This window comes from Stenotrophomonas sp. YJH_SMC_10 (assembly GCF_059371555.1).
In genome coordinates, this window is the sequence record NZ_JCAFUS010000014.1 from 44,186 (window position 1) to 61,068 (window position 16,883).

A 16,883-nucleotide genomic window follows, 5' to 3' on the forward strand; every position below is an offset into this window, starting at 1 on the left:
TCAACTATGGTTGAGATGTCATGCTGCTGTCTTCGCCGCGTGTTGACAAGCGCGGCCCGCACCTACCCCCCTATGACGCCAACGCTTTCACCCGCCAATGCCGGCCTGCCGCCGGATACTTCGATCCTGTCCGCGCGCTACCGCGCCACCACCCTCGGCATGGTCGCGCTGGTCGCGCTGCATGCCTTCGAGGCATTGGCCGTCGCAGCCGCGATGCCGACCGTAGCCGAGGCACTCGACGGCCTGCGCCTGTATGCGCTCGCTTTCGGCGGCACCCTGGCCACCAGCGTGATCGGCATGACCCTGGCCGGTCGCTGGGCCGATCGCCACGGCCCGGCCCGGCCACTCTGGTACGGGCTGGCCTGCTTTGTGGCCGGCCTGCTGCTGGCCGGCCTGGCCACGCGCATGGGCCTGCTGGTGGCCGGGCGCCTGATGCAGGGCCTGGGCGCGGGCGCGATCTCGGTCTCGCTGTACGTGATGGTCGGCCGCAGCTACCCGGAGCACCTGCAACCGAAGGTGTTCGCGGCATTCTCAGCAGGCTGGGTGCTGCCGTCGCTGGTCGGCCCGGCGCTGAGCGGGCTGATCGTGCAGCATCTGGGCTGGCGCTGGGTCTTCCTGGCGGTACCGCTGCTGGCGATTCCCGCGGCGCTGCTGCTGCGCCCGGCACTGGCCCGCATCCAGGCCACCGGTGGCGCGGGCAACGACGCCGGGCGCGGCAACGTGGTGCGCTGGGCCAGTGGCGCGTCGCTGGCGGCGTTGCTGCTCTACGTCGGAGGACAGCAGCAGGGCCTGGCCGCCCTGCTCTGCATCGGCGTGGCGATGCTGGCGCTGCTGTTCTGCGTGCATCGGTTGCTGCCGGCCGGAACGTTGACCCTGCGCCGCGGGCTGCCCAGCGTGATCGCGCTGCGTGGCATTGCGGCAGCGGCGTTCTTCGCCTGCGAGGCCTATCTTCCCCTGCTGCTGCAGCGCGAGCGCGGGCTCTCTCCGAGTTGGGCCGGTGCGGTGCTCAGCCTGGGCGCCCTGGGCTGGTTCGCTGGCTCATGGCTGCAGGGTCACCAGCAGCGCGGCTGGTCACGCCAACAGCTGCTGCGCGCTGGCACGGCGATGATGACCGTGGGCATTGCCGCAACACTGGCGGTACTGTTCAGCGCGGTGCCGCTGCCGGTGTCGCTGGTCGGCTGGGCGATGACGGGCTTCGGCATGGGCATGATCTACGCCAGCCTGTCAGTGCTGACCCTGTCGCTGTCGGCGCCGCATGAGCAGGGCGCCAACACCTCTGCGCTGCAGCTGAGCGAGGCCCTGTCGGTGGCCACCGCGCTGGCGGCCTCCGGTGCACTGTTCGCCCTGTTCGTGGACAGCGCGCCACACACCGGTTACCTGCTGTGCCTGGCCATCACCCTCGGCCTGGCGGTGATGGCCGCAGTGATCGCGCGGCGGGTGTAGGCAGCCGCTTTACGGTAGTGCCGGCCGCTGGCCGGCAACCGCCATGTGCAGAGGAATTCCCCGGGTTTGACGGCCAACGGCCGCCATTACCGGGTGCCGCTCCCCACGTCATCGATGTCCCGGTGCAGGATGCGGCGCACTTCCAGCACGGCCTGCGGGGTCTCCTGCACGCTGTGGCCGGAAATGATCACCTTTTCCGACAGCGCGCCCGGCAGGTGCGCGCTCCAGTACGGCACCAGCCCGTCATCGGACTTCTCCACCGGCAGCTCCGGCTTGCGCTGGGCGATGATCGAGTGGTACTTCAGGCCCGTTTCGATCGGCAGCTGTGCGGCGGCCTTCACGAACGGATCGCTGGCCTTGAGGTTGTCGATGCTGTTGGGAATCTTCGGCTTGGCGGTGCCGTCCTCCTGTTGCTCGGCCTGCGCCAATGCCAGGAATACATCTTCGAATTTGCCAAGGATGGTCAGCGGCAGGCGCACCAGCCGGCCCAGCAGGCGCCCGACCTTGTTGCCGGCGATGTCCGTACCCTGGTGCGGGGCGGCGATGAAGATCGCACGCTCCACGTTCGGCTGCGCCTTGAAGTGCAGCAGCGGCCCCAGCTTGTTCTGGACGCGCTTGAGGCGCTCGCCCTTCAGGTCATAGTTGGCCAGCAGGTCGTTCCACAGCACGTCGCCCGAATCGCTGACCAGCAGGCGCGCCAGCACGCCACCCATGCTGTGGCCGATGTAGACCATGTCCTTCGATGCACGCGTGCTGCCGTTGGGGTCAAAGTGCTTGAGGGTATCGTTGAACGCGTTGGCGATCTCGTAGCGGTTCAAGGCAATCGGCGCGTTGGTCGGGTAATAGACCTGCCACACCTGGAACTGCTGGCGCAGCTCGGGGTCGCCCATGATCTCGTTGGCCAGGTTCACCCAGGCTTCCGGGCTGCTGGCCAGGCCGTGCAGCATGAAGATGATGCGACGGTTCGGATCCCACGGCTGCATCAGGTAGATGTGCGGCTCGCCGATGCCTTCACTCATGCCGAACAGGGTGCGCAGCGACTGCCGGGCGAAGCCGCTCTGTGCCAGCCACAGGCCGTAGGCGGCGGTGAAGTTGCCCGCCAGCGGCACCTGTTCGCCGTGCAGGCTGATGCGCTCGGTGGCTTCCGGCGAATACGCATCCAGCTCGACCCGGCGCGTGCGCATCACATCGTCCAGGCTGCTGCCCTCGAAACGCAGCAGCGCGGTGACGTTGATCGAGGACATCTCGCTGAATTCCGGTACCGAATCGTCATGCCGATGGCGGCGCCCGCGGCGCTCGTTGTCGTCAGCATCCGCCGCCGTTTCCGCCTTCGGCCCATCGCCCGCGATCACCGGCGCGACCAGCTTGGGCGGGTCCATCACCATCACCAGCTCGGCACCGAAGCCATCACGGCGATAGGTACTGCGCAGGCCGACGAAACTGACCGTACCGGCCGGCACCAGCTGCGCGGGAATGCTCTTCAGGTTCAACTGCTGGTAGTTGGAGGCCAGCGACCAGCTGCCGACCGAGATCGGCTTCGTGTAGTCCTCGCCCGCCAGTGCCGCTGCACGCGCGCGCACGAACAGCACCACCGCCGCCTTCTCGGCCGCGTAGTTGTAGTAGTCGCGCACCTGCGTCTGCCGGTCCTCGAAGGCGCGGTCGGACGGCGAGCGGCCGCTGTAGAACAGGTACGCATACGCGTAGCGCGCGGCCTCCAGCCAAGCATCCAGCGCCTCGTCGCTCATCGGTGGATCACCGGCGGCAGTCTTCTTCGGCGTCAGCGCCAGTGCGGCCTTCACCCACAGTTCGGACAGCGCCGACAGCCGCTGCTCGACGTTGAGGTCATCGGTCATCAGCAGCGTACTGCGGCAGACCAGGAAGTCCTTCTCGCATTGCGATTCGTCCAGGCCCGCCGCGCTGAGCGTCTCGCGCGCGGCCGGGCTGAGCTTGCCGGTATTGAGCACGTCGGCACGCTTGTTGACCAGCGATTCGCTGGACTTGACCTGCTTGACGGTGACCATCGCGCAGCCGCTACTGCCCAGCAGCAGGATGGCGGCGAACAACACCGGCAGCGCACGCTGCCAGCGGATCAGGGGGAGTCGGGTCATTACTGCGGGTCCTGCTCGGTGCCGGGCACGCCCTGGCGGATCACGGTGGAGAAGTGGTCGCCGCTGCCCAGGTCCAGCGCACGCTGGGTGATGCGGCCCTTGTCATGCAGTTCGGCGTAAGGCACGCCCGGCGTGAGCGCGCCGACCTCCTGTGCGTATTCGGCCAGGTAGCCGGACAGCAGCAGGCGATAGTCCAGCGGCAGGCGCGGCGCGATGTGGCGGGCCAGGTCGAAGACGATGGTGGTGCAGTTGCTGGTGAGCGTGTTGTAGAAGCCCGGCTTCGCGTCCAGTTCGCGCGCCTGCGCGATGTACGCGGCGAACAGTTGCTTCAGCTGCGCCTGGTCCATGCCGTGCAGGCGGTACAGATAGACATCCTCGCCACGCGCGTTGGTGCGGGTGCGGATGATGTCGGTCTCCTCCGAGGCCACCAGGGTCATCTCGAACTTGCGGAAGAAGCCGCCCAGCGCAGAGAAGGATTCGCCGCGTTCCTTGCGGATCTCCAGCGAGAACACCACGTGGCGCCCGTCCTCGAAACCGAACGAGATCAGGGTGTGGGCGATCGCCGGGCCCATCCAGTACGACAGCACCAGGTCGGCCGAGCGCAGCTGGTCAAGATCGTACGCGCGGCGTACCCAGTGCGCGTCGTAGTCGGTTTCGCTGCGCCAGGTGAAATCCCGCACGTTGTCGAGCACCACGTGGCGCCCGTCGAAGGACACCACATGCAGGCGCTGGGCCACGTCATCGGCCCAGACCCGGTCCTGGCGCGGGGTGAGCAGCAGCCACCACAGGCCGGCCAATGCCAGCGATGCCGCGAACGCCAGGCCGAGCCGACGGCTGCTGCGGCCACGCGCGACCTGCCACGAGGCCCACAGCGCCAGCAGCAGCCACAGCAGGGCCACGGTGGTCGCCAGCCAGCCCGGCCCCGGCACCTGATAGGCCAGCAGCCCGGTCACCCACAACGCTGCCAGCGCCATGGCACTTCCTGTCATCCAACGTCCTGCGGCTCTCACTGGCATCCTGTCGCGGTCCCGAAGCCGCATAGTTAGCCACAAGCGGGTTCACCGTGGCATCTACGGCCCGTTCAGGGACCGCAGCGCACCGTCTGCGGCGACCTCCGCAGCCCGATGGATCACACAGGAGCAACGATGGGCATCACCTCCGTGGCCGGCGTTCCGGTCCAACCCCGGCACCGCGCCACCTGCCACTGCGGCACGGTCGAGCTGCTGCTCGACCTGCCGGACGGCATCGTCGATCCGCGCCGCTGCGACTGCTCGATGTGCCGGCGCCGGGGTGCCATCGCCGCCAGCGTCCCCCGCCAGGGCCTGCAGGTGGTACGCGGGCAGCATCACCTGCAGAAGTACCAGTTCAACACCCATGTGGCCGAGCACTACTTCTGCGGCGTGTGCGGCATCTACACCCATCACCGGCGCCGCTCCAACCCCGACCAGTACGGCTACAACGTGGCCTGCCTGGAGGGCATCGACCCATTCGCGCTGGGGGTGATCCCGGTCAGCGATGGGGTCAACCACCCATCAGACCGCACCGGCTAGTGGCGCGTGCGCCGCGGCGGCGTGGCCACCTTCTGCCAGGGCGCCATGCCGCTGCGCCCCGCCCGCGCCGGGCGTTTCAGCCAGGGCCGACGTGACGGTGCCTGTGGCGCGTCCTCGACCGGGGGAGGAAGGGGTCGACGGCCGGGCCAGAGATGGTCGAGCAGCCACATGGCAGGTCTCCGTGGGGGGACGGGGACGATCAAGACTAGGCCCGGTTGGGCATAGGCGACGTGAGCGGGACACGACAACGGGATGACGGCGGAGGCGGCGATGAGCCTGCTACACCCGGTTCCCGACCAAGGCGCCTGTGCGTTTCCGCAGCAACAGGTGCAACACGGCGGCACAGGCAGCGGTCAGCAGCGCCAGTACACGCAGCAGTGTCGCCAGCGCCTCGCCACTGACCTGCCGCAAGTGCTCGCCCCCCATCGCAGGCAGCAGCGCCGCCGCCTGCGCCCGGGACCCGCTCGCCAGGTAAGCACCGGCACGCGCCAACGACGCCGGCGAGGCCCCTTGCAGCTGTTGATCGATCAGCAGTGCCAGCAGCGCCGTCACCGCGGCCAACGCGATGCCTTCGCCGGCCACCCGAACGGTTCCGAAAATGCCGGCGGCCATGCCGGCACGTTGCACCGGTACCACGCTCACCGACAGCCCATCCATGAGGCCCCACGGCAACGCCGTCCCTGCGCCGACCAGCATCAGCAGCGGCACCCATTGCGAGGGCGACGGGTGCGATGCCTGCCGCGACAACAGGCACAGGCCGGTGGCACACACCAGCAGACCCAGCGTGCACAGCCGCGCACTTCCCACGCGCTCCGCCCAACGCGCAGCCAGCATCGGCAGGACCAGCATCGGCGCGGACAGCGCCAGCATCTGCAGTCCCACCAGCGTCGCGCTCTGGCCATGCACGCCCAGCAGTTGCAGAGGTAACACGACCAGCAGCACCACGTAGCCGAAGCAGGTCGCCACCGGCAGCAGCTGGACGCCGAGGAACGCCGGTTGCGAGAACAGTGAGAGATCCAGCAATGGTGATGGGTGCCGTCGTTCGATAGTGACGAACACCCCGCCCAACAACAGCGTCGCCAGCAGCGCCAGTTGCACACGCACGGCGTGCAGGCCGAACTCGCCCAGCCACAGCAGGGCCAGGGTCAACGCCGCCAGCGTCAGGCTGAAACTCAGCATGCCGCCGATATCCAGTGGTCGGCGCTCGCCATGGCTTTCAGGCACCGCGCGTGCCCCCAGGCCGAAGGCCACCAACGTGAGCACACCGCCCGCGGCGAACACGCTGCGCCATCCCAATGCCTGCAGCAGCAGGCCCGCGAGCAGGGGCCCCAACGCCAGCCCCATGCCGAACGTGGTGCCCAGCAGGGCGAAGACACGGGCACGCGCCGGCCCCTGCCAGGCCTGTGCCAGCAGCGCCGTGCCAGATGCCAACGCCGCTGCAGCCGCCACGCCCTGCAATCCGCGCGCCATATCCAACCACAGCAGCGCGGGAGCAAGGCAGACCACGGCCGTGGCGAGGGTGAAGCCCACCGTGCCCAGCAGGAACAGCCGCCGCCGGCCATAACGATCGGCCAATCCGCCTGCCGCGAGCAGCAGGCTGCCGAAGGTGAGCATGAAGGCGTTGGTCACCCAGGCCAGCGCGGTGGGCGATGCTGCCGCGGAACGCGCCAGCGCCGGCACCGCAACTGCACCGGCAGAGAAGGACAACGGCAACGCCAGCGCGGCCAGGCAGACCGCAAGCAGCGTCCAACGCTGCTGCGCGCGGGCAGGTACAGGGAACATCGAAACCGGGGCCATGCGGGCCTCCATCCATCAGGGGCATTGATGATGGACAGGCCGTTATTCCAGAAAAACGGGCTCGATGGACGTTGATTGCGGCCAGATGTTCCGCAATCATGCCCCTTATGGACTCCATCTCCGCCCTGCTCGCCTTTGTCCGCACCGCCGAGGCCGGCAGCATCGTCGGTGCTGCCCGCGTACTCGGCCTGTCCGCCTCGGCGGTCGGCAAGCGCATTGCCCGCCTCGAACTCGATCTGGGCACGCGTCTTTTCCAGCGCACTACCCGCCGCGTGCACCTCACCGACGAAGGCGAACTGCTGCTGCAGCGCTGCCGGCGTGCACTGGACGAGCTTTCCGAAGCGCAGGCTGACCTGGCGCAGCGACAGCACGCCCCCAGCGGGCTGCTGCGCATCGGCCTGCCCACCATCGGCTACCGCTTCCTGCTGCCGGTGCTGCCCGGCTTCCAGCAACGCTACCCGCAGGTGCAGCTGGAACTGGACTTCAACGACCGCATCGTCGACGTGGTCAGCGAGGGCCTTGACGCGGTGATACGCAGCGGCGAACTGGCCGATTCCAGCCTGACCGCACGCCGGCTGGGGGGCTTTCGCTTCATCCTCTGTGCGGCGCCGGGCTACCTGCAGGCGCACGGCACTCCCGGCGATGTGGGCGACCTTGGCAAGCATGCCGCACTGCGCTTCCGTTACCCCACCACCGGAAAGCTGCATCCGTGGCAGCTGCCGGGCATTGAAGGCGATGCCGGGGCGCGCCTTCCCACGGCGATGACCTGCAACAACATGGAAGCCGTGCTGGCCGCTGCGATCGGCTGCATGGGCCTGGCCTGGATGCCCGACTTCCTCGCCGCTGACGCGCTGGCCGATGGCCGCCTGCAACAGGTACTGCCCGCGCTGCCGACGCACCAGGGGCAGTTCTCGCTGCTATGGCCCGGTGGGCGCCATCCCAGCGCACGCCTGCGTGTGTTCATCGACTATGCCGTTGCGCATCTTTTCCGCGGCTCCCCCGGAAAAGGGGACGGAGGGGATTAAGTCGTAATCGGTCCTGCTGTGCCTGAAACGACTTAATCCCCTCCGTCCCCTTTTTCCTAGCGGCTGAAGCGGCGCGCGCCTGCCACGCAGATCACGGCGACCACGGTCACCAGCACCATGCTGAGGCTGACCGACTCGTGCAGCAGCAGCGCGGCCAGCGCCAAGCCGAAGAACGGCTGCAGCAGCTGCAGTTGGCCGACTGCGGCGATGCCGCCCTGTGCGAGCCCGCGGTACCAGAACAGGAAGCCGATCAGCATGCTGAACACCGCCACGTAGCCCAGCGCCCACCATGCCGAGGCAGCCACCGCGGTGAACGAGGCCGGGCGCATCAGCACCGCCAACGGCAGCATCACCGGCAATGCCAGCAGCAGGGCCCAGCTGATCACCTGCCAGCCGCCCAGATGGCGGGCCAGCCGACCGCCTTCGGCGTAGCCCAGCCCGCACACCACGATGGCCACCAGCATCAGCAGGTTGGCCTGCAAGGACGCCTCGATGCCGTTACGCACCGCATAGCCGACCACGCAGGCGCTGCCCAGCAGCGAGAACAACCAGAACGCCGGGCGCGGCCGCTCGCCACCGCGCAGCACGCCGAACACCGCAGTGCTCAACGGCAGCAGGCCGAGGAACACGATGGTGTGCGCCGACGACGCGTGACGCAGCGCGAGCGCGGTCAGCAGCGGAAAGCCGACCACAACGCCGAGGCTGACCACCACCAGCCCCGGCAGGTCGCCGCGACGGGGCCACGGCTGGCGCAGCATCAGCAGCAGGCCAAGGCCGAGCATGGCGGCGATGGTGGCGCGCGCAGCCGTGACGAATCCGGCATCCAGCTGCAGCACCGCTACGCGCGTGGCCGGCAGGGAGCCGGCGAAGATCACCACACCGATGAAGCCATTGATCCAGCCACTCGCCGACCGTTCCACGCCTGTGATCCTGAAGTGCCGGGCGACGCCTGGCGGAGCCTGTATGGAAGCATCCGGCGCGGAACGCGCCCAGCTACAATCCAGTACAGTCGCAAGTAACTGTACTGCCCACACTTCCACTACAGTCCGCCATGCCGCCCCCACTCACCCGCATCGAATCAGTCATCCAGGCCGTCCGCACCCGCATCAACGCGCGGGCCGATGGCCCCGGCACGCGCCTGCCTTCGGTACGTGCACAGGCGGCCGCGATGGGGGTGTCGGTCTCCACCGTGGTCGAAGCCTACGAGCGATTGGCTGCCGAAGGCCTGATCAGTGCGCGCGCAGGATCCGGCTTCTACGTCAGTGGGCCGGCCGCACCGCTTGCACTGGCCGAGATGGAACCCCGCCTAGAGCGCGCGGTGGACCCGTTGTGGGTGTCGCGGCAGTCGCTGGAAACCCCGCCGGGTCACCTCAAGCCAGGATGCGGCTGGATGCCCAGCGACTGGCTGTATCACGACGGCGTGCGCCGCGGCCTGCGTCGGCTGGCGCGTGCCGATGCCATGCATCTGGTCGACTACGCCGGCCCGCTCGGGCTGCCCGCGCTGCGCCAACTGCTGCTGAGGCGCAGCGCCACGCTCGGCATCGATGCACCGATGGAGCAGATCCTGCTGACCGAATCGGGCACGCATGCGGTCGACCTGCTCTGCCGCTTCCTGCTCAAGCCCGGCGACTGCGTGCTGGTCGATGACCCGAGCTACTTCAACTACCACGCAATGCTGAAGGCGCACCAGGTGCAGGCCATCGGCGTGCCGTACACGCACAGCGGCCCGGACCTGGAGGCGTTCGCGCAAGCCCTGCAGGCGCATTCGCCGCGGCTGTACATCACCAATTCCGGCCTGCACAACCCGACCGGCGCGGTGCTTTCGGCCAACACCGCGCACCGCTTGCTGGGCCTGGCCGAACGCAGCGAACTGATCATCGTCGAGGACGACATCTTCGCCGACTTCGAACTGCTGCCGGCACCGCGGCTGGCCGCGCTCGATGGGCTGTCGCGGGTGATCCACGTCGGCAGCTTCTCCAAGACACTGTCGGCGGCTTCGCGCTGTGGCTACATCGCCGCGCGCCACGACTGGATCGAAGCGCTGACCGACCTGAAGCTGGCGACCAGCTTCGGCGGCGGCCATCTGGCCTCGCAGCTGATGCACATCGCGCTGACCGACAGCGGCTACCGGCGCCACATGCAGTCGATACGTTCGCGTCTGGCTGACGCGCGCCGGCACACGTTGCGGAAGCTGCATGCGCTGGGCATCACCCCTTGGCTGCAGCCGGAAGCCGGCCTGTTCCTGTGGTGCCAGCTGCCCGATGGCCGCGACGCCGCGACGCTGGCGCGACGGTGCCTGCGCGAGGGCGTGGTGCTGGCACCAGGCAACGCCTTCAGCCAGTCGCAGCGCGCGGCCGACTATCTGCGCTTCAATGTCTCGCAGTGCCAGGACCCGCGGATCTGGCAGGTGCTGGCGCGGGCGTTGCGTTGAGCTGGATGCAAGCCGGTCAGCGCAGGCAGGAGTGACCCGCGGCAAATGCACTTGCATGCCACGCTACAGTGGAATGTCCCCGCCGCAGGAATCCGCGCATGTCCACGTTCTCCGATCCGCAGGCGGTAGCCCGCTATGCCGAAGCACCGCTGCGCCAGGTGCCCGGCTTCCTCGCGTTGCAGCAGATGAGTCGCCTGCTGCTGGCCGAACACGTTCCTGCGCAGGGACGCGTGCTGGTGCTGGGCGCCGGTGGCGGGCTGGAGCTGAAGGCTTTTGCCGAGGCGCAGCCGGGCTGGCAGCTGCTGGGCGTAGACCCGGCTGCACCGATGCTGGCCCTGGCCGAGCAGACACTGGGCCCGCTGATGTCGCGCGTGCAGTTGCTGGAAGGCTACATCGACGATGCCCCGGACGTGCGTTTCGATGGTGCCAGCTGCCTGCTGACCCTGCACTTCCTCGACGCCGCGCAGCGGCTGCACACACTGCGCGAGCTGCACAGGCGCCTGCAGCCCGGCGCACCGCTGGTGGTGGCCCACCACAGCGTACCGCAGGATCCGGCCGGCAAGCTGCGCTGGTTGCAGCGCTACGCCGCGTTCGCCGAAGCCTCCGGCGTTGCCCACGCCGATGCACGGCGCGCGATCGACGCCATTGCCGAGCGGCTGCCGCTGCTGGCCCCCGAACAGGAAGTGGCGCTGCTGCATGAGGCCGGCTTCGACGATGTGGAGCTGTTCTATGCAGGCTTCAGCTTCAAGGGCTGGGTGGCGTGCGCCGGGTGATGCCTACGGCACCACGGTGATGCCGATGCGCTGCATCAACAGCGCCACCTGCTGCACGTCCAGCGTGGCGCCGCGCAGGTTGGTGCTGCGCAGGTCCAGCTCGCCCAGCTCCGAGTTGGTCAGGTCGCAGTCGGTGAAGTTGGCGCTGTTCCAGTCGATGCCCTCGAACTGGCCGCCGGACAGGTCCGAGCCGGCGAAGCTGGCGCCGCTGACGTTCGCACCGTCCCAGCGGTTCTCCCACAGTTCGCATTTCTCCAGCGTGACCCGCGAGAAATTGGCATAGCGCAGGTTCGACTTCTTGATGAACGCGCTGCAGAACCAGCTGCGCGTGGTGATCTGGTTCATGAAGCTGGCGTTGCTGAAATCCGCGCCCTGCGCACGGCACTCGCTGATCTCCAGGCCCAGTGCCTTGATGAAATTGAAGTGGCACATGCTGATGTCGCAGCTGCGGAAGCTGGCTTCCTTCAACGTAGCGCCGTTGAAACGGCAGCCGCTGCGACTGTCGGCGTCGTAGAAGCTGCAGTTGATGAACTCGGTGGCGGTCAGGTCCACGCCTGAAAAATCGCACTCGTGGAACTGCTGGTCGACCACTTTCTGGCCGGTGTACTGGTCCGCGCCGATGCGCAGCTTGCGGTGAACGGTGGGGGACATCGTGGATTCCTTGCCAAACGCCACGCCATGATGCCGGGCCGCGGGGGCGATCCACAGACACGGCCGCGGCCAATTCACCGGCAGTCCAGTTGACCTGTGTCCACACGGGTCAAATGCACGTTATTGCACGTTGATGCACGAACGTGCAGACTCGCAGCATGAGCTCCGATCCCAGCCCTCTCCCCGCCCAGCGCACCCGGCAGATCCTGGAGGAACTGCGCCAGCAGGGCCGCGTGGTCGCCGCCGAGCTGGCGCGCCGCTATGCCGTCTCCGAAGATTCGATCCGCCGCGACCTGCGCGAACTGGCCGCACAGGGCCTGTGCCAGCGTGTCTACGGCGGCGCCGTGCTGCCGCCGCCCAAGGAACGCCCGCTGCGCGAGCGGCTGACCCGTGACCGCGGCGACAAGGCCGAGCTGGCCGCCCGCGTCTGCGCATTGCTGCAACCCGGCCAGGTCGTACTGCTCGATGCCGGTTCAACCAACCTGGTGATCGCCCAGCAGTTGCCGGCCGCCCTCGGCCTGACGGTGATCACCAATGCGCCACAGATCGCCACCGCCGCCAGCCTGCTTGATGGCACCTCGGTGCAGCTGATCGGCGGCCGCCTGGCCAGTGGTGGCGGCGCGGTCGGTGCCGAAGCACTGGCCCAGGTGCAGCGCCTGCGTGCCGACGTGTACCTGCCCGGCCCCTGCGCGGTGGACGGCGACACCGGCGTGTGGGCAATGGATGCGGAAGAAGCCACCCTGAAGCGCGCGATGGTCGCGTGCAGCAGCCGCGTGATCGTCGCCGCCACTACTGAAAAGCTCGGTGCCCGCGGCCACTGGCAGATCGCCAGCCTGGACGAGATCGACGACCTGGTGCTGACCACCACCGCACCGCCCGCATTGGCGGCACGCTTCCGCGCCGCCGGCATCGCGGTGCACCCCACTCCCCCCTGACCGTACCGCTCATGTCCCTTGCCAACCGCGCGCGTGCCGAACAGCACGCGACCCGCGCTGCGTTCTTCATTCCCGGCTTCGCCACCGCGCTGTGGGCCACGCTGGTGCCGTTCGCCAAGGCGCGCACCGGGATCAACGACGCCACGCTGGGGCTGGTGCTGCTCTGCCTCGGTGCCGGTTCGCTGCTGGCGATGCCGTTGTCCGGCGTGCTCGCCGCGCGCCTCGGTTGCCGGCGGGTGATGGTCGCCAGCAGCCTGCTGATCTGCCTGACCGTGCCCGGCCTGGCGCTGGCCGGTTCGGCCTGGATGCTGGGCCTGGTGCTGTTCGTGTTCGGTGCCGCCGTGGGTGCAATGGACTGCACGATGAACGTACAGGCCGTCATCGTCGAGCGCGACGCACGGCGCGTGATGATGTCCGGCTTCCATGCGTTCTTCAGCATCGGCGGCTTCCTCGGCGCGGCCACCATGACCGTGCTGCTGTCTGCTCAACTGCCTCCCTTGGCGTCCGTGCTGATCGGCGTTGGCGCCATGCTGCTGGTGATGCTGCTGTCGGCGTCGTACTGGCACAGCGAACGGATGCCGCACGACACACCGATGCTGGCCCTGCCACACGGCATCGTGCTGTTCATCGGCGTGCTGGCGTTCGTCGCGTTCCTCGGCGAAGGTGCGATGCTCGACTGGAGCGCGGTGTTTCTCAGCGACGTGCGCCGCATCGATGCCGGCCTCGCCGGCATCGGCTATGTGACCTTCACCCTGACCATGACCGTCGCGCGCCTGTTCGGCGATGCACTGGTGGCACGCGTGGGCCGCCAGCGCGCGATCGTGTTCGGCGCGTTGCTTGCCGCCGCGGGCGTGCTGGTGCTGACCCTGGTCACGCCGTGGCAGGCATCACTGCTCGGCTATGTGCTGGTCGGCCTCGGCTGCGCCAACATCGCACCCGCACTGTTCTCGCTGGCCGGCCACCAGACCCGCATGCCCGGCGCGCTGGCCATCACTGCCGTTTCCACGCTGGGCTTTGCCGGCATCCTTGCCGGACCGGCGCTGATCGGTTTTGCCGCCAACCACTTCGGCCTGATCGCCGCGTTCGTCGGCGTAGCCACGGCCTTGTTGCTGGTGGCGATGTCCACGCGTTGGCTGCGGGTGTAGCCCAGGTCCAAAAAGTACCGCGCGCCCGAAGGCCCGCGGTTCAACAACGCTGAATCAGCGGCAGCAGACCTCAGTACGAGGAGAACTCCCAGCGCTGATTGTCGCCACCATGGCACATCCACATATGCACCTTGGAGCCGTTGGTGTTGCCCAGGCCCGGATCATCCAGGCACATGTTGGTCTGCGGATTACGGATTTCGCCGACCAAGCGCCAGGACTGGTGGGCGCCACCATTGCACGACCACATGCGGATCGGATTGCCGTCATGGCTTGCGCCATCGGCCGCCTCCAGGCACTTGCCACCCAGCCCACGGATCGAACCATCCGCACCCAGCTCGAAGCGCTGCTGTGGCACGCCCGTGCAATCCCACAGCTGTACGCGCGTGCCATCTGCACTGTTGGCACCTTCCACATCCAGGCACTTGCCGCCAACGCCGACGATCGAACCGTTGGCCGGGTTGAACTCCCACTTCTGGTTGCTGGTCTGCGCGTTGCTATACAGCTGGATCTTGGTGCCGTTGGCACTGGACGCGCCGATGGCGTCGAGCACCTTATCGCCCACGCCGACGATGGAGGTATTGGTGAACTTCCATGACTGGTTCCAATCACCGTGCGCGTCATACAGCTGGATCCGGCTTCCATTACTGGTGCCGTAACCTACGATATCGAGTACGCGGTTGCTGGGCACACCGGTGATGGTCGACGTGTTGGGCTTCACCGTCCACAACTGCTGCGGCGTGCCCGGCGTGCAGTCCCACACTTGGATGGCGGTACCCGGACCGGTGTTGGCGCCTTCGGCGTCGAGGCACTTGTTGCCTGCGCCGCGGATCTCACCGAAGGTTGGAATGTTACGCAGGTTGACCGGCGCCGACACCGAACCTTGCGAGAACTGGCCATCGCCGCTGAACGTGGCGGTGATCGATGCGGTGGTGAAGCCGGCGGGCACGGTGTAGTTCACCGCAACCTTGGCGGGGCTGCCATAGGCATAGCGATGCGTACAGAACTGGACATCGCGTGTTGCCGCGTAGCAAGCCTGGTCAAGCTGGGAAACGAGACCTGCCATTGGTGTATTGGTCGTGCTGACCTGCACTTTACCCACCGCCTGGCCATTCACCTTGAATTCGACGAAGCCACCGATCTGCTCATTGCCCGGGATGTGATACAGCCCCAGCGCCTGGCCATCGACCTGCGCAGAAAGCTGGATCACCTGCCCCGGCGCCGGAAGGGCATTGGACACGGAAGCCGTGGTGGTGGTCGGGAGGTTGTAGAGACGCGGGAACGATTTGGCCTGCGCGCCCGCAGATGCCGCTGCAATTCCAATTGCGAGAACACCCATCGAAACGTAGTTCATCCTTGCTCCATTTACGTTGTGTGGAAATCCTATCCAGGGACCACCATTGAAACGCTGCAAGTACGGTGCCCCCTGCACTCCCTGGCCATCGACATCGACTGCGGGCCGCGGCCTTCATGGCCAGGAACTCCGGATAGTCTCACAGACGGCATGCTCGCGGCAGGATGCTACCGCCGCCTGCGCCGCAGCTTCATCCGCAATCGCCGATAGCCGATCACTGTCGCCGTGGCACACAACGCGGTGCCGGCAGCGCTCAGCAGCAGCAACACCACCAACCGGGCACCTTCCTGGCGCAGCATCGCCGGCAGGTCCCAGCTGTGCAGGAAGTAGAACAGCCAGCGCCCGACCCGCTCGCGATGCCCCATCGTCAGCAACGGATCGCCGTTCGCCAGGTCGAGATAGACGCGTGTCGCCTCGGCATCACCGAAATCCACCACTGCCACCGGGAAGCGACGTACCGCTGCACCATTCATGGCCTCGGGCGCACGCGGGTAGAAGTACGCATCCGCTGCATGCTGCACCACGAAACCCTGCATGGGTGCAGCGGACAGCGCACGTGCCCTCTGCTGCAACCACGCGGTCGGCAGCCACCGTGCGACATGCAGGTGCCCATTGCCGCCGGACACGATGCGCGTATCACCCCGCCCGTCCAGCAACACCGCGAACAGCTCACCACCGATCCGTCGCCACTGGATCTCCACCGGCTGGAAGCGGGCAGCTTCGGCCACCGCCAGAAGCTTCGCAGGATCACCCAGCGCACCATCGACCACCACCGCGCCGCCACGGTAGTGCTCAACATCGATCGCTTCACCCGTACTGCTGAATACACCCAATGGGTTCATCGACATGAGCCCGCTGAAGATCCAGGTGAACACGAAGGCGGACGCCATCAGGCCAAGCAGGTGGTGCCAGCGCATCCACGACTCGACGTACGGCGTCTTCGCACCGGAACGATAGTGTCCACGGAAGCGCCAGCGCCACACCCCCACCACGATGCCGCTGACCGCCACCAGCGTGCACAGCGCGGACAGCGCGATCACCCCCCACGTCCACACCGGATCCACCGACTGCATGCGCAGGAAGTACAACCAGTGCAGCCAGGCGCCCACATAGTTCCAGCGCTGCTGCACATGCGGGGCGTCCAGCACGACTTCACCGGTACGCGAGGACACATACAGGTCGCCCGGCTGCGCGCCACCCACCTCGACGCGATACAGCGGTCGATGCACATCCAGTGCGCGCGAATGCGTCCAGCGGTCCTCCTCCACGCGCGTCGCACCCACGAAGGCCTGGCCGCCCGCGAACTGTGCAGCGGATGCTTCGGCGCGCTGTGCCGAGACCGGCAGCAGGGCCTGGCCGGTATATGCAGACCAGGCCCCCACGTGGTTGCCACTACGCACCACATAGGCGGGCTCGCCACGCAGCGTGGTCACCGCCACGCTCTCCGGTTCGGCCTGCACGGCGGCAGGCAGTATCGACGGCCCCTGCCAACCGCGGGCATCACCCAGCGCCGGCAACGCCGCCAAACGTTCGCCAGGTGTCAGCTTCGGATATCCGATGAACAGCATGACCGTGCCGCTGACGAACCACAGCAGCATGAGCAGGGATCCGCCGATGCCCAGCCAGCGATGCACCAGGTAAGTCCAGCGCTTGGCGGTGGATCGCAATGTCATC

13 protein-coding genes and 1 pseudogene are annotated in these 16,883 nt (G+C 67.6%); 7 read left to right on the plus strand and 7 right to left on the minus strand.

The features are described 5' to 3' along the window. The first annotated feature begins 72 nt into the window (after positions 1-72). Entirely contained in the window at positions 73-1,443 is a 1,371-nt protein-coding gene (locus AC5P9C_RS16765) for an MFS transporter (RefSeq protein ID WP_343543050.1), read from the plus strand. 86 nt (positions 1,444-1,529) lie between these two features. On the opposite strand, the gene AC5P9C_RS16770 is transcribed toward AC5P9C_RS16765, so the two are convergent. Together AC5P9C_RS16770 and AC5P9C_RS16775 are read right to left on the minus strand one after the other, a co-directional pair. After that, positions 1,530-3,551, minus strand: coding sequence for an esterase/lipase family protein (locus AC5P9C_RS16770; RefSeq protein WP_074726406.1), 2,022 nt, complete (start codon positions 3,549-3,551; stop codon positions 1,530-1,532). Then, complete coding sequence (locus AC5P9C_RS16775; RefSeq protein WP_049469258.1) at positions 3,551-4,525, minus strand: Lnb N-terminal periplasmic domain-containing protein; 975 nt, start codon at positions 4,523-4,525, stop codon at positions 3,551-3,553. Before AC5P9C_RS16775 ends, AC5P9C_RS16770 begins: the two co-directional genes overlap by 1 nt. Positions 4,526-4,696: 171 nt before the next feature. Here AC5P9C_RS16775 and AC5P9C_RS16780 point away from each other — a divergent pair, with 171 nt between their 5' ends. Next, positions 4,697-5,101, plus strand: a complete 405-nt coding sequence (locus AC5P9C_RS16780) for a GFA family protein (RefSeq protein WP_005415530.1) — start codon at positions 4,697-4,699, stop codon at positions 5,099-5,101. Positions 5,102-5,380: 279 nt separating this feature from the next. Here AC5P9C_RS16780 and AC5P9C_RS16785 read toward each other — a convergent pair whose 3' ends face one another. Then, positions 5,381-6,898: an MFS transporter gene (locus tag AC5P9C_RS16785; RefSeq protein WP_495205216.1), complete on the minus strand. Its 1,518-nt coding sequence runs from the start codon at positions 6,896-6,898 to the stop codon at positions 5,381-5,383. Positions 6,899-7,005: 107 nt separating this feature from the next. Between AC5P9C_RS16785 and AC5P9C_RS16790 the strand changes: the two are divergent. After that, a pseudogene (locus AC5P9C_RS16790) lies at positions 7,006-7,930 on the plus strand (LysR family transcriptional regulator). 49 nt (positions 7,931-7,979) lie between these two features. On the opposite strand, the gene AC5P9C_RS16795 reads toward AC5P9C_RS16790, so the two are convergent. After that, positions 7,980-8,843, minus strand: a complete 864-nt coding sequence (locus AC5P9C_RS16795) for a DMT family transporter (RefSeq protein WP_343540785.1) — start codon at positions 8,841-8,843, stop codon at positions 7,980-7,982. Positions 8,844-8,974: 131 nt separating this feature from the next. Between AC5P9C_RS16795 and AC5P9C_RS16800 the strand changes: the two genes are divergently transcribed. Together AC5P9C_RS16800 and AC5P9C_RS16805 are read left to right on the plus strand one after the other, a co-directional pair. Continuing rightward, positions 8,975-10,354 (plus strand): aminotransferase-like domain-containing protein, encoded by a 1,380-nt coding sequence (locus tag AC5P9C_RS16800; protein ID WP_495205217.1) that lies wholly within the window; start codon positions 8,975-8,977, stop codon positions 10,352-10,354. Between the two features lie 98 nt (positions 10,355-10,452). After that, a complete protein-coding gene (locus tag AC5P9C_RS16805) occupies positions 10,453-11,127 on the plus strand; it encodes a class I SAM-dependent methyltransferase (RefSeq protein WP_343540781.1) in 675 nt (224 codons plus the stop codon). A 3-nt stretch (positions 11,128-11,130) separates the two neighbouring features. Here AC5P9C_RS16805 and smqnr read toward each other — a convergent pair whose 3' ends face one another. Further along, complete coding sequence (gene smqnr, locus AC5P9C_RS16810; RefSeq protein ID WP_150827627.1) at positions 11,131-11,778, minus strand: SmQnr family pentapeptide repeat protein; 648 nt, start codon at positions 11,776-11,778, stop codon at positions 11,131-11,133. Positions 11,779-11,936: 158 nt separating this feature from the next. Here smqnr and AC5P9C_RS16815 point away from each other — a divergent pair, with 158 nt between their 5' ends. After that, positions 11,937-12,713 (plus strand): DeoR/GlpR family DNA-binding transcription regulator, encoded by a 777-nt coding sequence (locus tag AC5P9C_RS16815; RefSeq protein ID WP_049469246.1) that lies wholly within the window; start codon positions 11,937-11,939, stop codon positions 12,711-12,713. Between the two features lie 11 nt (positions 12,714-12,724). Continuing rightward, complete coding sequence (locus AC5P9C_RS16820) at positions 12,725-13,858, plus strand: MFS transporter (protein WP_343540777.1); 1,134 nt, start codon at positions 12,725-12,727, stop codon at positions 13,856-13,858. Between the two features lie 70 nt (positions 13,859-13,928). Here the strand turns inward: AC5P9C_RS16820 and AC5P9C_RS16825 are convergent, their stop codons facing one another. Next, complete coding sequence (locus AC5P9C_RS16825) at positions 13,929-15,269, minus strand: RICIN domain-containing protein (RefSeq protein ID WP_244483142.1); 1,341 nt, start codon at positions 15,267-15,269, stop codon at positions 13,929-13,931. A gap of 107 nt (positions 15,270-15,376) precedes the next feature. After that, positions 15,377-16,882: a PepSY domain-containing protein gene (locus AC5P9C_RS16830; RefSeq protein WP_343540775.1), complete on the minus strand. Its 1,506-nt coding sequence runs from the start codon at positions 16,880-16,882 to the stop codon at positions 15,377-15,379. Position 16,883 lies beyond the last annotated feature (1 nt).

Bases quoted from the DNA above. Each gene is read 5' to 3' on its own strand.
- AC5P9C_RS16785 (WP_495205216.1), bottom strand. From the start codon at position 6,898: ATGGCCCCGGTTTCGATGTTCCCTGTACCTGCCCGCGCGCAGCAGCGT.
- AC5P9C_RS16815 (WP_049469246.1), top strand. From the start codon at position 11,937: ATGAGCTCCGATCCCAGCCCTCTCCCCGCCCAGCGCACCCGGCAGATC.
- AC5P9C_RS16780 (WP_005415530.1), top strand. From the start codon at position 4,697: ATGGGCATCACCTCCGTGGCCGGCGTTCCGGTCCAACCCCGGCACCGC.
- smqnr (WP_150827627.1), bottom strand. From the start codon at position 11,778: ATGTCCCCCACCGTTCACCGCAAGCTGCGCATCGGCGCGGACCAGTAC.
- AC5P9C_RS16775 (WP_049469258.1), bottom strand. From the start codon at position 4,525: ATGGCGCTGGCAGCGTTGTGGGTGACCGGGCTGCTGGCCTATCAGGTG.
- AC5P9C_RS16800 (WP_495205217.1), top strand. From the start codon at position 8,975: ATGCCGCCCCCACTCACCCGCATCGAATCAGTCATCCAGGCCGTCCGC.
- AC5P9C_RS16820 (WP_343540777.1), top strand. From the start codon at position 12,725: ATGTCCCTTGCCAACCGCGCGCGTGCCGAACAGCACGCGACCCGCGCT.
- AC5P9C_RS16805 (WP_343540781.1), top strand. From the start codon at position 10,453: ATGTCCACGTTCTCCGATCCGCAGGCGGTAGCCCGCTATGCCGAAGCA.
- AC5P9C_RS16770 (WP_074726406.1), bottom strand. From the start codon at position 3,551: ATGACCCGACTCCCCCTGATCCGCTGGCAGCGTGCGCTGCCGGTGTTG.
- AC5P9C_RS16765 (WP_343543050.1), top strand. From the start codon at position 73: ATGACGCCAACGCTTTCACCCGCCAATGCCGGCCTGCCGCCGGATACT.
- AC5P9C_RS16830 (WP_343540775.1), bottom strand. From the start codon at position 16,882: ATGACATTGCGATCCACCGCCAAGCGCTGGACTTACCTGGTGCATCGC.